Annotated in this window: 14 protein-coding genes; 12 read left to right on the forward strand and 2 right to left on the reverse strand. The window is 50.2% G+C overall.

All coding sequences use genetic code 11. The features are described 5' to 3' along the window. Window positions 1-6: 6 nt before the first annotated feature. The 7 genes from MHH93_RS25770 (at window position 7) to MHH93_RS25800 (ending at window position 7,183) form a co-directional block, all read left to right on the forward strand. A complete protein-coding gene (locus MHH93_RS25770; RefSeq protein WP_500056352.1) occupies window positions 7-651 on the forward strand; it encodes a helix-turn-helix transcriptional regulator in 645 nt (214 codons plus the stop codon). A 192-nt stretch (window positions 652-843) separates the two neighbouring features. After that, window positions 844-1,215: an Rpn/YhgA-type helix-turn-helix domain-containing protein gene (locus MHH93_RS25775; RefSeq protein ID WP_500056354.1), complete on the forward strand. Its 372-nt coding sequence runs from the start codon at window positions 844-846 to the stop codon at window positions 1,213-1,215. 329 nt (window positions 1,216-1,544) lie between these two features. Then, window positions 1,545-2,594: an ABC transporter substrate-binding protein gene (locus tag MHH93_RS25780; RefSeq protein ID WP_500056355.1), complete on the forward strand. Its 1,050-nt coding sequence runs from the start codon at window positions 1,545-1,547 to the stop codon at window positions 2,592-2,594. A 184-nt stretch (window positions 2,595-2,778) separates the two neighbouring features. Then, window positions 2,779-3,639: an ABC transporter permease gene (locus MHH93_RS25785; RefSeq protein WP_500056371.1), complete on the forward strand. Its 861-nt coding sequence runs from the start codon at window positions 2,779-2,781 to the stop codon at window positions 3,637-3,639. 2 nt (window positions 3,640-3,641) lie between these two features. After that, window positions 3,642-4,436: an ABC transporter ATP-binding protein gene (locus MHH93_RS25790; RefSeq protein WP_500056356.1), complete on the forward strand. Its 795-nt coding sequence runs from the start codon at window positions 3,642-3,644 to the stop codon at window positions 4,434-4,436. Window positions 4,437-4,588: 152 nt separating this feature from the next. Next, window positions 4,589-5,767, forward strand: a complete 1,179-nt coding sequence (locus MHH93_RS25795; protein WP_500056358.1) for a winged helix-turn-helix domain-containing protein — start codon at window positions 4,589-4,591, stop codon at window positions 5,765-5,767. Between the two features lie 69 nt (window positions 5,768-5,836). Then, window positions 5,837-7,183, forward strand: a complete 1,347-nt coding sequence (locus MHH93_RS25800; protein WP_500056360.1) for an MFS transporter — start codon at window positions 5,837-5,839, stop codon at window positions 7,181-7,183. Between the two features lie 122 nt (window positions 7,184-7,305). Here MHH93_RS25800 and MHH93_RS25805 read toward each other — a convergent pair whose 3' ends face one another. Together MHH93_RS25805 and MHH93_RS25810 are read right to left on the reverse strand one after the other, a co-directional pair. Continuing rightward, on the reverse strand, window positions 7,306-7,887 hold the full coding sequence (locus MHH93_RS25805; protein ID WP_500056361.1) for a hypothetical protein: 582 nt from the start codon (window positions 7,885-7,887) through the stop codon (window positions 7,306-7,308). Window positions 7,888-7,917: 30 nt separating this feature from the next. Then, window positions 7,918-8,460 (reverse strand): hypothetical protein, encoded by a 543-nt coding sequence (locus MHH93_RS25810; RefSeq protein WP_500056362.1) that lies wholly within the window; start codon window positions 8,458-8,460, stop codon window positions 7,918-7,920. 190 nt (window positions 8,461-8,650) lie between these two features. Between MHH93_RS25810 and MHH93_RS25815 the strand changes: the two genes are divergently transcribed. The 5 genes from MHH93_RS25815 to MHH93_RS25835 all read left to right on the forward strand — a co-directional run. Beyond that, entirely contained in the window at window positions 8,651-9,148 is a 498-nt protein-coding gene (locus MHH93_RS25815; RefSeq protein WP_500056363.1) for a DUF6385 domain-containing protein, read from the forward strand. 45 nt (window positions 9,149-9,193) lie between these two features. Then, entirely contained in the window at window positions 9,194-10,804 is a 1,611-nt protein-coding gene (locus MHH93_RS25820) for a DUF6385 domain-containing protein (protein WP_500056364.1), read from the forward strand. Window positions 10,805-10,882: 78 nt separating this feature from the next. Further along, window positions 10,883-13,165 carry a glycosyltransferase gene (locus MHH93_RS25825; protein ID WP_500056365.1) on the forward strand — a complete coding sequence of 761 codons (2,283 nt, stop codon included), beginning with the start codon at window positions 10,883-10,885 and terminating at the stop codon, window positions 13,163-13,165. Continuing rightward, window positions 13,122-15,107: a glycosyltransferase gene (locus MHH93_RS25830; RefSeq protein WP_500056366.1), complete on the forward strand. Its 1,986-nt coding sequence runs from the start codon at window positions 13,122-13,124 to the stop codon at window positions 15,105-15,107. The genes MHH93_RS25825 and MHH93_RS25830 overlap by 44 nt, the downstream gene beginning before the upstream one ends. 81 nt (window positions 15,108-15,188) lie before the next feature. Further along, the coding region (locus tag MHH93_RS25835) for a tetratricopeptide repeat-containing glycosyltransferase family 2 protein (protein ID WP_500056367.1) at window positions 15,189-16,381 on the forward strand (1,193 nt) is incomplete at its 3' end.

A 16,381-nucleotide genomic window follows, 5' to 3' on the forward strand; every position in this document is an offset into this window, starting at 1 on the left:
CTGATCGTGAAGCGCGAAGAGGAACGAACGACGCGTGAACGGATTTTGTTCATGCTGAAGCAGCAAGGTACATTAACCGCGAGGGAAATGACAGCTGATCTGGGTCTGACCGGCATGGCCATTCGCCGTCATCTGACGGCACTGGAGCAGGACGGATGGATCGAGGTTCGGGAGGCCCGGGCTACGGCCGGACGTCCATCCTCGGTGTACCAATTGACGGTACGCGGGGACAGCTTTTTCCCAAAATCCTATTCGTCCCTTACACTGGAACTGCTTGAAGAATTGTCTGACACAGCCGGGAGTGGTGTGGTAGATGCGTTGTTCGAGAGTCGCCGGGACAAGCTGCTTCGCAGCGGATTACCACAGATGGAGGGCCAGGATCTGGCCGGACGGGTGGAGGAACTCGCGCGAATCCAGAATGCCAATGGATATATGGCGGATGCGTCCAGAGAAGAAGATGGAACTTACGTCATTACGGAAATGAACTGCCCGATTGTGCAAGTTGCGAGTGTATACAAGCAGGCTTGCCGCTGTGAACTGGAACTGTTTCGCTCGTTGCTTCAAGCCGATGTGGAGCGGACCGAATGTTACGCCGATGGCGGCAAAAGGTGCAAGTACGAGATTCGCGAAGCATCGGGGAACTTAGTATAAAAACAAGAGAGATTGTTTCGACGATTCGTCGAGATGGTCTCTTTTTTTGATAATTAATTACGTATATACGCTATTGTGGTATAGGGATGCGCGTTATAATAGAGCTAACATCTAGTGCATGTTCGCATCCTTTATATGTGCTGATATTTCAGCAGATATATCCTGTTCAATTGGCGCGTAGGAGTGAAAGGAATGACTAAATCAAGCTGGGAGGCGTTAATGATGCACGAACCGGAACCGGCTTTGAAAAAAGCCATGAGTGTATTAGAGCTTCTGAGCCAGGATGAGCAAGCACGTCAACGATATATCGACCGACAAAAATTTCTATGGGACGAAGCTTCCATGATTGAGGGCGCACGAGAAGAGGGTCTCAAGAAAGGCATGGAGGAAGGAATACAAAAAGGAATCGAAGAAGGAATTAAAGAGGGAATTAAAGAAGGTGAAGCTGAGAGCAAGCGGAAAATTGCATTGAATATGCTCACCTTGGGTCTTGATCAAGAGACCATTGTCAAAGCGACGGGACTAACCTCTGCTGAAGTGAAAGCAATCCAGCAAGAAAAATAAGCTATATATACTAGGCAACTCGCATCACTTGCGGGTTGCTTTTTTGCTGTTATGTAATGTTTTCTATCACAATCAGCTGATGAAAGTAAATTGGAAGCGGTTCAACCATTGACGGATATCAGGTCGCACCTTAATATTAGGGAAACACAAAAACACAACACGGGTCATGGACTTCAGTCGCATGAGAAAAGTCTATATTTGTCTGCTTTTGTCGATCAAAGCAACAATGCGTTGAAGCGTTCGTTTTGTCCCGTCCTATCGTGTCAATGGAATAGCGAGAAGGTAAGATTAACTACCACATTTTATAAGATGGAGAGGGGTTCTCACACATGAAAAAGAAATTTTGGATGTCACTGATGATGGTTGCTTCAATGATCGTTGCAGCAGGTTGCGGAAATAACAGCGGTACAGGCTCGGAATCCGAAGGATCAGGGACTACAACAGGTGGAGACAGCGAGGAAAAATCATACCAGATTGCCATCTCCCAGATTGTTGAACATCCATCCCTGGACGCTACACGTGAAGGATTCATTGCAGCCCTGAAGGATGCGGGCATCGAAGAGAACAAGAACCTCAAAATCGATTACAATAACGCGCAAGGAGATTCGACGAACAACCTGTCCATTGCACAGAAAATCTCGGGTGACTCCAAAAATGATCTCGTACTCGGAATCGCAACACCATCTGCGCTGGCTCTGGCTCAGCAAGTGAAGGACAAACCATTGTTGTTCGCAGCAGTAACAGATCCGCTGGGTGCCAAACTGGTAACCGATATGGACAAGCCGGGCGGCAATGTTACAGGTGCATCCGACACGAACCCGGAGGCCATCGTACAATTGGCTGACTTTATCGCCAAAAATCTGCCGGATGTAAAAACGGTAGGCTTGGTCATTAACGAAGGTGAACCGAATGCGGTGGTGATGGCAGATAACGCAGAAAAAGCGCTCGCAACACATAATATCAAGCTGGTGAAAGCACCAGTAACGAATACTTCTGAAGTAAAACAGGCAACGGACTCTCTGGTTGGCAAAGTAGATGCCTTCTACATTACGCTTGATAACTCTGTCGTAAGTGCGGTTGATACGATTATCCAAACGGCGAACAGCAATAAAATTCCGTTCTTCTCCAGTGATCGGGATACCGTTGAAAAAGGAGCTTTCGCAACCGTTGGCTTCAAATATTATGACCATGGATATCAGGTGGGTGAGATGGCTGCGGACATTCTGAAAAATGGTACAAAACCGGGTGATATGAAAGTCACCGTTCCAGACAAACTGGATCTGATCTTGAACCTGAAAGCAGCTGAGGCACAAGGCATCACGGTTACAGATGAGATGAAAGCGGAAGTAAAAGACCAGGAGAACAACATTATTCAATAGAATCAATTCATAAGTTATGAGATTGATTCTATAATCTGATCGGATCATCATCCGGTAGTATGGATGCGAGGCGAACGTGCAACGGGTTCGCCTCATTCTTTTCGATAGACAGGGAGGAAGTAGCGTGAGTATAAGCTGGAATTCAATTGAAGGAGCAATCGAACTGGGGCTTTTATATGCACTGATGGCACTTGGTGTATACATTACGTTTCGCATACTCGATTTTCCTGACCTTACCGTAGACGGAAGTTTTACAACAGGGGGCGCAATCGCGGCGGTGATGATCTCCAATGACTTCTCTCCTTGGCTCGCCTGTCTGGCGGCAATGGCTGGCGGTATGGTAGCCGGGGCTTGTACGGGCCTGCTTCATACCAAAGGCAAGATAAATGGATTGTTATCCGGGATTTTGATGATGATCGCGCTCTACTCCATTAATATGCGTATTCTTGGCGCACCGAATAAATCCATTATGGGTATGGATAATCCATTCTCAGGTGAGCATGTCCTGGTACTGATTATTATCGTGGTACTTGTGTTCAAAATCATGCTGGATCTGTTCATGAAAACAGATGTTGGACTCGCGCTTCGCGCCACAGGGGATAACAAACGCATGATTCGCAGTTTTGGTGCGAATACGGATGTGACTACGATTGTAGGTGTCAGCTTATCCAATGGGCTGGTTGCACTGTCTGGTGCATTCATTGCCCAGCAATCCGGTTTTGCGGACATCACGATGGGCATTGGGATGATCGTCATCGGACTGGCTTCGGTGATTATCGGTGAAGCCATTCTTGGTGCAAGAACGGTATTCTGGGCCACACTTGCAGCAGTCGTTGGTTCAATTATTTACCGGATTGTGGTTGCACTTGCCCTACAGGTCGAATGGTTTGATACATCTGATCTGAAGTTGATCACCGCGGTGATCGTCATTATCGCCCTTGTATTCCCAACGATGCAGCGCTCCATGAAGCAGCGAAGTCTGGCTCGCAAACGAACAGAAGAGTTGATGCGATCCGGGGGTCAACAGGCGAAGGGAGGTATGTGAGCATGCTGGAGATTACGCAAGTAACCAAGCTGTTCAACCCAGGCACAACGGACGAGAAGACCGCGCTGGTTGGTGTGAATCTGACGATGAATCCGGGAGATTTTGTGACGGTGATTGGCAGTAACGGAGCGGGTAAATCCACGCTGATGAACATCATTTCGGGTGTGATGAAGCCGGATATGGGTGATGTGCTGATCAATGACCGCTCCATTAAAAACCTGCCGGAGCATAAGCGTAGCAGCTGGATTGGCCGGGTGTTTCAGGACCCGATGGCAGGAACAGCACCACATATGTCCATTGAAGAAAATATGGCTATGGCGTACAAACGTGGCAAAGGACGCGGACTGGGCTTCGGCGTTACCCGTGCCAGACGCGAGATTTTCAACACGCAACTGGAGAAGCTGGGAATCGGACTGGAGAAGCGTCCCAATGCCAAAGTGGGTCTCTTGTCTGGCGGAGAGCGGCAGGCACTCAGCCTGTTGATGGCTACCTTTACCCAGCCGCAGATTTTGCTATTGGATGAGCATACGGCAGCCCTTGACCCTTCACGTGCCGAACTGATTACGGAACTGACGGAAACCCTTGTGCGTGAGATGAGACTTACGACCCTGATGGTGACGCACAATATGGAGCAGGCCATTCGTTTGGGAAACCGTCTAATTATGATGGACAAAGGCCGAATTATTCTGGATGTCAGCGAAGAGCGTAAACGTACGTTGACTGTACCTGAGTTGCTTGGTGAATTCGAACGGATTAGCGGCAAAAAAATAGCGGATGACCGAGTCGTACTCGGTTAAGGCCAGGAACTGACATCAACCCTTTGCTCGAAGAACAGATACACCATAAAGACCTTTTGCGTTCTCGCAAAGGGTTTTTGTGGTATGTTGAACACGATGAACAATCTATTTCACTGTGAATTAGCAAATTAACATAGCAGGAGGAACCTAGGATGTCTTTACAATTGGATGAAGGGACATATACGGTCACGCGGCGAACGGAGTCCATTCGCCTGCTCGCCAAGGAATTCGCACTGCTGCATTTTCTATATGAAAACAAGGAAAAAGCCTTCACTCGTAGCCAACTGCTGGATCGAGTATGGCCCTTGGAATATCCAGTTGAACGCACCGTGGATGATCATATCTATCGTCTGCGCAAGAAGCTGAAACGCTGGAATGAGATCAGTCTGGATACGGTACGGGGCTACGGATATCGGCTTGCTGTGCATGAGAACAAGTCCGCTCTACCCGCCAGCCCCTCTGCTCAGGACCCGGAAATGCAGGAAGTTATCAACGGATTACTTCGTAAATATCACTTGTTTGGACAGGGAAATGCCATACAGACCCTTGTCCAACAGCAGGAAGCGCTAGGCATTCAGATTGTCCCGTATTATCAGTTATATATTCATTTTATACAGGGAGATCTGGAGTGGCTGAGTACAACCAACGAAATTGCTTTTGAAGAACGCTTATACTGGTTATTAATTTTTGTTCATTCGCTAATAGAACCATCAGAAAGCTTACCCTTATATGAGCAAGCATTGAATTCATCGGCATTATCTGCGGAATTGCTTCGAGAACTCCGCATATTGAACATAATTGAACTCTATGCAGAGGTAGGTCAATACGAGCGTGCCCGGATGCAACTGGAGGAGACGTATCGTCTGATAGAGACAGACGAGCTCAAGAATTTCAGACTGCCGGTAGCCCTTGCAGCGTTATACGTGGAACTGTGGGGTGGTAGCGGTGAAGCTGTTGAGGCTCAAATGGCAGTGCTGCGAGCAGGGTTGAAGGATGCCCCCTATTTGCGGGAGATCGGACGTTTTCAGGTGATGGAAGGTTTATGGTTGCTTCGGCAAGGGCGAGTGCGTGAAGCGGAACTTAGGATGGATGACGGACTGGACGTGTTGAAAATGTCGCTGAATGTGCCGCTATATCTGAATGCTGCATATCAGATTCTCCTGTTCATGGATCAACATCGAATTGAAGGCAGACTGCGCAGTAAATATCGTCAAGTGTATACAGAGATCGGTAAAAATTATGGTGTTCCCACCTATAAACAACGAATTGTAGATGATATACGTAAATTTTTATCCCCTATCTCCCCATCCTCTGATCTTCCTCTGATATAACTCTCTTATGATTACAGTCAAGGAACACACAGACCACACACGGCTGTAATCAAGGGAGGAAGTACACGTATGACCGTCATTTCAAATGAACCCACATCCAATGAATCCACAGAACCCTCCGCTTCATCTGCGGAATCCTCCAGAAGTTTATGGACCAATCTCCGGTTTGTCCGCATGTTTATCGCATATTCGCTGGCTACGTTTGGAGACTGGTTTGATGCACTCGCCATCCAGGTGATGGTGGCCTACCGATGGGGCGCCGATCCGCTGATTATTGCCCTTATTCCTGTATGTATGGCCGTACCGGGCATACTGCTGGGCTCCGTTGCTGGTGCACTGGCAGATCGACTGCACAAAGTGAAAATCATGCTCCTGTGTGATGTAATCACGGTGGGATTAACCATTGCAATTTTATTTGCACCAAGCCCGATATGGCTGCTGCCAATTCTTGCCCTGCGAGCCATGATGGGAGTGTTCCATGTTCCCGCCCAGCAGGCGTTAACCCGCCAGGTGGTGGCAGAGGAGCATCTATTTCAGGCATCGTCCCTAAATGGTTTTGTGAACCAGTGTTCGAAAGTGGCGGGACCACTGCTGGGTGCAGTCATTTTGACCTTCTTTTCACCACAGATCTGTATTGTCATTAATGCCTGTACCCGCCTGTTGTCTGGTGTGGTATTATGGCCCTTGCGTCATTTGGGGGAGAAGTTGGAGTCCGTTGTATCAGACGGAAATGCTGTTGGTGAAAAAGATGAATCGGAATCCTTGTTCTCCCAGTGGAAGCAGGGTTGGCGTTTTATACGGAGCAGTCGCACCGTACTGAGTACGATTTGGTTCGGCTGTTTTGGACTCATGGCTATCCTGATGATCGATTATCAATTTACGACTCTGTTTCGGGAAATCAAGCCGGGGAATGAATCGCTGTTAGGTTGGTTGGGTTCATCGGGAGGTGCCGGAGCCATAGTCATCATTTTGCTGTTAAATCGCTTGCCGAGAATCGGGTATGGGTGGGGACTCGGTGGAGGATATCTGTTCATCGGGGCTGGAATTGCTGCATTAGGGTGGATTGGCCCGCAAACACCTGAAATTTGGGTCTTAATGTGGGGGTTATGCATTGGGGTAGGCAATGGGCTCTTCATGGTAACACTGAATTATTTGTTGCAAAAGGAGACCCCTGCTGCCTATGTGGGACGCGTATTCGGCATTCAAAATTCACTATCCAGCGTTGTACTTGTCATAGCTCCACTTGCAGGTGGAGCCCTCATTCGAGTTGCAGGGCCGAGCCCCACTTTTCAATATATTGGTCTTGCTACGCTGGTGATTGGTCTTGCTGGCATACTGCTACAGCGCATCTTATGGGAGGGGAAACAGCCTCTCCTATCGGAAGCAAAAGAGACCGTTCCGCAGGAAACGGTCTGACAGTCTCGTCCGGTTAACGTTTGTTAACTTCAATGCATCTGGAATAAAAATGAACAGCCGCTTCCGTATTCATCCGAAGGCGGTTGTTTGCACGTTGTATATGTTATGCATCGATGAACGAATCATACTTCCCACCAAGCAAAATAAGCAGTGGAGGCCATCAGCCCACCAACCGAAAGTGATCCGCTGACAGAGAGATTAATGGCTTGACCCGGAGGAACCACGTAACGGCCAAATTCATTGGATAGAAACGGCCCTGCTTGAAGGGGCATAGCCATCAATGGGGTCGCTCCTGAAGGTGCAGCAGCAGAGAATCGTACCGTGGCTACGCTGGTATTGCTGCTGGAAAGATTACTGTTGACTGATGTGAGTGTACTGGGAGAGCTTAGTGTTCCATTTGCGGTCAGACTCATGGAACCGCTGAAGGATGACAACAGATTCAGTGCAACTGTGATTCCACCGGAGAGCCGTGATACGTACAGGGTTTTCCCACTCCCTGCCGGATTGGCCAATTGTACGGTGGCGATTACCGTTCCTCCCAGCAACCCCAGTGTTGTGGAGTTGGTGGAACCTGCATTGTACAGGTTGCCCGTGTTTCCGGCATCGTTCTCCGGTGGGGCAACAATGCCAGGAGAGGTATAGGTATTTGTATTCGACGTGTAGACGGGCTGGCTTAACGGGTTGAATACATTATTGTTTGGCACTGTATACACCACCTTTTACTATGATCAAACTCAGAACTCCCACCAGAACAGATTAATGGCTGCTGTCTGATTCCCCGTTCCTACGCTAATGGAGAATGTTTGTCCTGGTGGGACAATTATCGAACCGTTCAGATCTAATGAATACATCCCTGCGGTGAGCGGAATACTTGCGATGCTCGTGAAAGTCCCTCCCAGAGTACCTGTATTCTGCCTTGTGGTAACTACACTGGTGTTCGTGTTTCCAAGTAGCGTGTTGACGGGCACAGGTGTGCTCCCCGCAGTTACCGTTCCTCCTGAATAGATAACAAGGGTGGCCGCGGCTGTTGTGCCTCCAGTGAGGCTGGAGATCCGTAGGGTTCTTCCACTGCCTACTGCATTCACGACTTGTAGTAGAAGGTTCTGGTTGGAAGGAATCGAGGAATTGTTGGTCGTTAGGGCAAAGAAACTTCCAGCAGCAGCAGCACCGCTGTCTGGAGAAGCTTCAATTCCAGGTGCCGAGAAGGTGTTGGTTAATTGAGTAAACAGGGGACCATTGGATTGGTTGAATACATTATAGTTGGTTATCTCATCCACCTCCCATAGACCAGTTCATTTTGAGAAATAATCCGGTTGAATCGCATTTCATTGTACTTGCAGTGTATGTCAAAAGAAGAAATATGGATTGGGGACTGAGCCGCATATCTGGAAATAAAGGCGGTTGCCGTGCCCGTATTTCCTATCCGGGCATACGATGCGTAAGCACATTTTTTAAGGGGAAATCGAGATGAGTCGAACAGCGAAGCGAAGCAAGAAGAGATCGAAGCAACCAACTAAATATGTCAGTCGCCGCCGCTCCCGTCATTCCTGCCGCGCTAAATTGCTGAAACCCCCTTGTTCCCGGATTACTCGTCCCCGGTTCAAGCAGGGTGCTTCCTCACGTACGAAACTCCCTGGTGCTATTCATTGTTTTACAGAGCATACGTATGTCGGGGCGGAAACCAGTAGCAGCATGAATTCACTCCCTGCACAAGACACCTCATCACTCAGCATGTACACCTATGGCGTAGTGAATCGGGGGAAACATCCGGCTCTTGTACAGATCCAGATCAGCCCCAATGCCTCGGACTATGCTGTGGATAGCCAGGAGGTGATCGCGGGAGGACAGACCAAAGCACTGGTACCATTGCGATTTTTGCATTATACCCGGCTTGCAATTCAGTCCGTCGAACCGGATCAACCGACCCGGCTCGATGTTTACTTTCAGGCGCAGCGTATGCCGTAAGGGAGTATGATCACGAAGATTTGACCAGGGAGGAGGACGAGGCATATGCCTAACTTTACGACGTTTAATACGAATCCGGATAATCTGAGAACGTTGATTTTCGGTCAAGATAGTACAGGCACAGCTCAGCCCGTCAGAACCGATCCGAGCGGGAATGTGGTTGGCATTATTTTGGACGGAACCATCAGTAACATCTCAGGTTTGACTACCGTTACCATTAACGCCGGAACCATTACCAACATTCTGAACGGAACCATCTCGAGTGTACTTGGAGCGACAATCACAGCAGGTACAATTAACAGTGTGCTCGGAGCTACAGTTACTGCGGGTACCTTAACGAACTTACTGAACGGTACCATCACAAGTGTATTGGGAGCGACCATCACGGCGGGAACCATCACCAGTGTGCTCGGAGCTACGGTGACAGCGGGAACACTCACGAACTTGCTGAATGGTACGATCACGAGTGTGCTTGGAGCTACGGTGACAGCAGGGACACTGACAAACCTGCTAAATGGTACGATTACAAGTGTACTCGGGGCGACGATCACAGCCGGAACCATTACCAGTGTGCTCGGAGCCACGGTGACAGCAGGGACACTGACGAACCTGTTGAATGGTACGATCACTAGCGTACTTGGGGCGACGATCACAGCCGGAACGATCACCAGTGTGCTCGGAGCCACAGTGACCGCAGGGACACTGACGAACCTGTTGAATGGTACGATCACAAGCGTACTTGGGGCGACGATCACAGCCGGAACCATTACCAGTGTGCTTGGAGCTACGGTGACCGCAGGGACACTGACGAACTTGTTGAATGGTACGATCACAAGTGTACTCGGGGCGACGATCACAGCCGGAACCATTACCAGTGTGCTCGGAGCCACGGTGACAGCGGGAACACTGACAAACTTGCTAAATGGTACGATTACAAGTGTATTGGGAGCAACAATCACGGCCGGAACGATTACCAGCGTACTTGGGGCGACGATTACAGCCGGAACGATCACGAGTGTGCTCGGAGCCACGGTAACAGCAGGAACATTAACGAACTTGCTGAATGGTACAATTACAAGTGTGCTGGGAGCAACGATCACCGCAGGCACGCTGACCAACTTGTTGAACGGAACGATTACCAGCGTGCTTGGTGCAACCGTAACTGCAGGTACGTTGACGAACTTGCTGAATGGTACGATTACGAGTGTGCTTGGGGCAACGATCACCGCAGGAACACTAACTAACTTATTAAACGGAACCATCACCAGCGTGCTTGGTGCTACGATTACCGCAGGGACGCTCAGCAGTGTGACGTCCATTTCACAGAAGAGTTTTCAGGAGTCCCAACTCATAAGTACCCCTACCGCAAACACCTTCACGGCGCTCCCTGCGGTGACAACCAGTGTATTTGGTACGTATTCTTTCTTTGTATACAACAGGGGACCTGGTGTAAATCGGGTAGATGCTCGCGTTGAGATCAGCGCAAACGGTTCGAACTGGTACACGGATGTAACGACGGTAACTGGCATTTTGTCCGGATCAGTGGATGTACTTGTACCACAGCGTTTCCTCAAATATACACGTCTATCCTACCGCTCCAGCCTAGTTGGTGCACCAAGTACGATTGATGTGTTCTTCAATGGACAAGGCACATAACCCATTTATTTGTCATATAGGTACATGGAGTTCCTTTGGTGGACTTCATGTACCTTTTTGCATTGGAGGTGGTTGCCTTTGAAGAACCGTTTACTTGGAATCCATATGATTGTGCAAAATGAAGAACATCACCTGCCCCGCTGTCTCAACAGCTTGAAGCATGATGGCGTTGAATGTTTTATTACCGACACGGGATCAACTGACCGCACACCCGAGATCGCCAAAACGTACGGAGCAACGGTCTTGCACGCCTGCTGGCAAGATGACTTTGCTTATGCACGAAATATCAGTCTGCCTCTGGCGAGTACGGAATGGATCCTGTGTTTGGATGCCGATGAGTACGTTACGCATGGATTGGAAGATCTGCTGAATTATTTGTCTAAAGTCCATAAAAGCATCTCAAGATTACGGATTACCATAGAGAATCGATACGGTGAAGGGGTGGAAGAAAGGGTAATCTCCCAGCCAGTGAGACTATTCCGTGCTCATCAGGGATATCGATATACGGGACGCGTCCATGAGCAGTTGGTTCGTAATATCCCATGTAGGTTTGCCCAAGATGAGGCTGCTGATATGAATAAGAGCGAGAGTAATACAGATGAACAAAGCCAATTGATCGAGACTGAACCGCTTGCCCCGCTAGGTCTCATTCATGATGGATATCTGGCTTCCTGGATTGCGAAGGGACATAAACCAAGACGAAACTTAAGACTAATCGAGCGGGAACTTGCAGATGAGCCTGCACAGCCTTTTCACCTGTACAATCTGGGAGTGACGTACTGCCAGCTTGGTCAGATTGAACAGGCAATTGATGCGTTCCGTGAATCATTACATCGGACAGAGCTGCTCGCGCCATATCGTCCTACACTGGTTAGAGATTATGCTAAGACCCTTGTAGGAACGGAACGTTATGACGAGGCACATGCAATTTTGTCCATGGAAAGACAACGTTATCCAGCCTATGCCGATCTGCACCTGTTGTATGGGGAGACGTTGGAGCAGCAAGGTTTAGAGGAGCGTGCATATCAATCCTATGCCCGAGCAACGGACTGCCGGAAGGGAACGGATTGTGTTGGACAGAGTGATGGCGGTAGCTCGGTAGACACGTCATATGTAATGGAAGCAGGTTCTGATAGTTACAGAGCTTATATCGCGATGGCCAGACTTGCACAGAAACGGGGATTCCTTCATGAGTCTGCACATCTGTATGGGCTGGCTCTGGACAGCATGTTCACATATATTCCGGCATGGGCAGGGTTGGCAGATGTGCTGCAACAATCCGGTGAAACCGATGAGAACATAGCAGAAACATTGCTTGCCAGATGCAGAAGAAACGAGAAGTCGGGTCACGGTGATTCGATTCGTGGTGAAATGCCCCATTCATATGCGGTGAAGAATGAGGATCATCTGGTGCAAGTGGTTTATGTTCTGGCAGGCTGCGGAGCATATGAGCAGGCATTGAAAATGCTGGATACAGATGCGCGGGCTGCTCGTATCCATGTAGCGGATCAGATCCATTGGATGTTGTGTGCGAATAAGGTACCTGAAGCACTTCAATTGGCAGAAGAACACTGGGGCGTTGGTGATGTGCACGAAGTCAATCTGCCGGTGGAGCACAGAATGGATTGGGCATTGGCTTGTTGGGCCAATGGATTACGATTATCCGAGGCGTTCCTCGCAACTACGCTTCCACAGGAAAAGAACGTATGGAAGGTCATGGATCGACTGTTGGATCAGTTGACCAAAGAGCCACGAAGCATGGAGCCTGCTTCACTAGAACAGAAACTTATGCAATGGGGTCCACAAGCAGAGATGGTAGCAGAGAAGGTTGTGGAGCAAGCCGTAAAGACAGGACAGCTTACACTTGCTGAGCGGCTGCATGAGTTGCGTGCACTAATGATGCGTGACCCTTGGGGAAAGGCTGTGACTTTACGACGGGAGTTTGCAGGGTTGCTGTATCGTCAGGGGTATACCATGGTAGCTGCGAACATCCTGATTCAGTGCATGACCGAGAGCGAACTGGATGCCGAAGGGCTATTTTGGCTGGGTGAAACGCTATATGCCAAAGGCCACAATGATCAAGCGCTGTCTTTGTTTGAGCAAGCTCTGGAGCGAGAGCCTGATATGCGACAGGCCCGAGCTGGAGCAGCTGTATGTTACATGCGGTTGGCAATGGAAGCGATACGGAAGGAACTGGTTCGTTCTCCGTCTTCAGGGTCACTTCTGGCACAACAAACTGCACTGGAACAAAGGCTGCGTACGACCGAAGGCATCCCGTGGCGTACGCTTTTCCAAGCGAAGGAAAGGAGGAATCAGCTTGCGAGCAGAACGGATTTCCCTATGCATGATCGTGAAGGATGAGGAAGAGTTGCTGCCTCATTGTCTTGCCAGTGTCCAAGGAGCGGTGGACGAAATAATTGTAGTGGACACCGGCTCGTCGGATCTCAGCGCGCAGATTGCACAGCAGTATGGCGCGATGGTGGTGCCATTTGAGTGGTGCGATGACTTTGCCGCAGCACGGAATGCTGGCCTGGAGCAGGCTTCCGGCGACTGGATTCTCTTTCTTGATGCGGACGAGGCGCTTGATAGGGCTGCGCGGGAGCAGATCAGGAGCTGGACGGCGGTCAGCGGATGTGACGGATTGTTTTTAAACATTCATAACTATACAGGTACGGGTCAGCAGGGGGCTACCGTGAATCCGGTTTTACGTCTCTTCCGCAATGCTCCGGGTCATCGGTTCGAAGGTCGGATTCATGAGCAGATTGCGGCGGCGATCTGTCGTGAGAATCCAGAGGCTGCTTTTCATGTGACGGACATGGTTATCCATCATTATGGGTATCAGACAGCGATTGTGGAGCGCAAAGATAAGGTGAACCGAAATGTTCGCCTGCTGGAACAGGCCGTGGAGGAAGAACCGGATCAGCCGTTCCATCACTATAATCTGGGTGTGGAGTATCTGCGTGTGGGGGAAGCGGAGCGGGCATTGAAGACGTTTGGTGTGGCTCGGATGGGGATTGATCCTGCGGTGACCAGTTACGCGCATCTGCTGTTCAAATATGAAGTTCGTTGTCTTCAGCATCTGAATCGCTGGCAGGAGGCATTGGATCGCATTGATGCTGCGCTTGAACTCTTTCCAGAGTACACGGATCTAATGCACCATCGCGGGGTATGTGCAGATGCCTTGGGCGATGCAGATCGGGCAGAGTATTCGCTCCGTGAAGCCGTTCGCATGGGACCGCCTCCGGCCATCTATCATACGGAGGAAGGCATGGGTACCTATCAGACGTGGTATACGTTAGGACGATTACTGGAAGGAAGGGCCGATCTGGAGGGTGCGGTGGATGCTTACGTGGAAGCGGTGCGCGCCAAATCCAGTCTGCTGCCGCCACTCTATCGGATATTCCGAATGATGCGAGTCTCCGGGCAGGAACATCAGATTCCGGAGCTTGTGAGGGAGCGCTTTGCCCTAAGTTCGGAAGAGGCCACGCATAAAGTATTGGGCATTCTGGAGCAATCCCGTTGTTATGATGCGGCTCTGCAATTGTTGCCGGGTATATCCTCCTCACAACCCACCGGAGAGATGAGGGAGCGCTTATCCGTGGCAGAAGCGATGCTCCACATTCAGCAAGGGAGATGGAACAATGCACGTCAGAAACTGCAACCTGTGCAGCGGAGAAAAGGGAAGCTCGCGATCTTGTCTGCCCGATGGCTTGAACGTTTGGAGTGGATTGAGGGGAAGGAAGTCAACGGAGATGATCCACTGACGTTGTGGTTGAAGCGTAGTTCACAGCTTGGTGCCGTCACGCATGAGCGGCTTGTGGGACAGACCGGACAAATGGTGGATCTGAGAGCGACAACGAAGAAGGTCATGGACCCCAGCATGGACGGAACGGTTGCAGGAGCAGAGTATGACGGTTGGCAGGCTCTTGGACTGATGATGGAAGGATGTGTACAGTCGGGGAGATGGAAAGAGCTGCATAGCCTGATTCAGCTGTGTCGACAGCAATTGTCCGGAGAAGGGTTATCGCCAGAAGAGAGCGCTCGCGTAGGAGAGAAGGAGAAAGAGGAAGGGAAGAGAAGCGAGAGGGATATGGATAGGGAAAAAGGAGAAGATATGGGGCCATTCCCTGGATCTTTGGATACGCCGGTGGGAACCAGCTGGCTGGTGAAAGGATTGGTTAGTGCGGCAGATCATCATCTGGAGGTGTTTGCTCAGCATACGGATGGACAACGGCACCGTTGTTGGCCTGTCGTTCAGCATATTCGGCTGGAGTTGCCGGGAGCTGACGGGTTTGAGAGCTGAGAGGAACCACGTAGATGAGGGAGTTAAAGCAAATACAGCTGGGTTCTGAATGGGGGCGGACTCCGTTAGTGAGGGATGGTGGTGATTGTGGAGTCGGGGATTAGCTTGTGCATGATCGTGAAGAATGAAGCCGGGTCACTCCAGCGGTGCTTGAATGCAGTCAGGGATGTTGTGGATGAGATCATCGTTGTGGACACAGGCTCGGTAGACAACACAACTGAAATTGCACGCCTTCATGGTGCTGTTGTAATCCGTACGGAATGGAACGGAGATTTCAGTGAAGCCCGTAATCTGTCACTGGCAGCTGCTACGAAACCTTGGATTCTGGTGCTTGATGCAGATGAAGTGTGGGTACAGACCCCGCAGATGAAGGCAGAACTCGTGCAGTTGTTAGCGGCAAGCAGAGACGACGTATGGGGGTACTGGATACAGGTCACAAGTCTGCTGGGTGTGTCCGGTGAAGAGCGTGTGACGGATGCGGTATGTCGATTGTTTCGAAATGATCCCCGAATTGCCTTTCAGGGCAGAATTCATGAAGAGATTGCATCTTCCATCATGGCAATTACTCCGCAAGGTGTGCTTCATTCTGGGCTTAAGGTCATTCATTATGGATATCTGGAGCAGGTGATTAACGCCAAAAATAAAGGTACACGGAACATGCAGCTGATACGATCCGCGTTGAATCAGGAGGGTGATCAACCGGAGCTGTTATATGCTCTGGCTGCCGAATGGTTTCAGCATGCAAATTATAATGAAGCACTTCGGTTGTTACAGCCATTATTGGCGCAGCTTATGCCGGATTGTGGATATCACTCGGATCTGGTGCTGAAAACGGCTTACGCCTGGCGAGAGAGTGGCAGTCCGGAACGGGCGCTTGCTGTGGTGGAAGCTTGGGCACCCGTGTATGGGGATTTTCCGGATTTGTTGGAGCTTGGTGCTGTACTTGAACTGGATCAAGGGAGAGAGGATATGGCCTTGGGCTGGTTAAAACAGGCTAAATCGGCCGCTTCCACAGCCAGCAGGTATACATCCGTCTCTGGTGCTGGGACCTATCGCAGCCTGACACTGGAAGGCATGGCCCATGAGCGGGCTGGCCGCTGGGCAGAGGCAGAAGCCGCGTACACGGCGGCGCTAAGCATGCAACCTGGCAGCTTGCCTGCATGGCACCGGCTGTTGTTGCTGGCCGCAGCCACAGGGCGGCCGCATGCCATCGCAAGCGTAGCCGCCCGGGTAAGCTTGCCGCCTACGGCATGGCAAGCGCTGATCGCCGCCGC

Source organism: Priestia sp. FSL H7-0729 (assembly GCF_038005685.1).
Taxonomy (GTDB): Bacteria; Bacillota; Bacilli; order Paenibacillales; family Paenibacillaceae; genus Paenibacillus.

Excerpts from the sequence above, each read along its gene's own strand:
- MHH93_RS25775 (WP_500056354.1), top strand. The coding sequence starts at position 844 with ATGACTAAATCAAGCTGGGAGGCGTTAATGATGCACGAACCGGAACCG.
- MHH93_RS25780 (WP_500056355.1), top strand. The coding sequence starts at position 1,545 with ATGAAAAAGAAATTTTGGATGTCACTGATGATGGTTGCTTCAATGATC.
- MHH93_RS25785 (WP_500056371.1), top strand. The coding sequence starts at position 2,779 with ATGGCACTTGGTGTATACATTACGTTTCGCATACTCGATTTTCCTGAC.
- MHH93_RS25790 (WP_500056356.1), top strand. The coding sequence starts at position 3,642 with ATGCTGGAGATTACGCAAGTAACCAAGCTGTTCAACCCAGGCACAACG.
- MHH93_RS25795 (WP_500056358.1), top strand. The coding sequence starts at position 4,589 with ATGTCTTTACAATTGGATGAAGGGACATATACGGTCACGCGGCGAACG.
- MHH93_RS25800 (WP_500056360.1), top strand. The coding sequence starts at position 5,837 with ATGACCGTCATTTCAAATGAACCCACATCCAATGAATCCACAGAACCC.
- MHH93_RS25815 (WP_500056363.1), top strand. The coding sequence starts at position 8,651 with ATGAGTCGAACAGCGAAGCGAAGCAAGAAGAGATCGAAGCAACCAACT.
- MHH93_RS25820 (WP_500056364.1), top strand. The coding sequence starts at position 9,194 with ATGCCTAACTTTACGACGTTTAATACGAATCCGGATAATCTGAGAACG.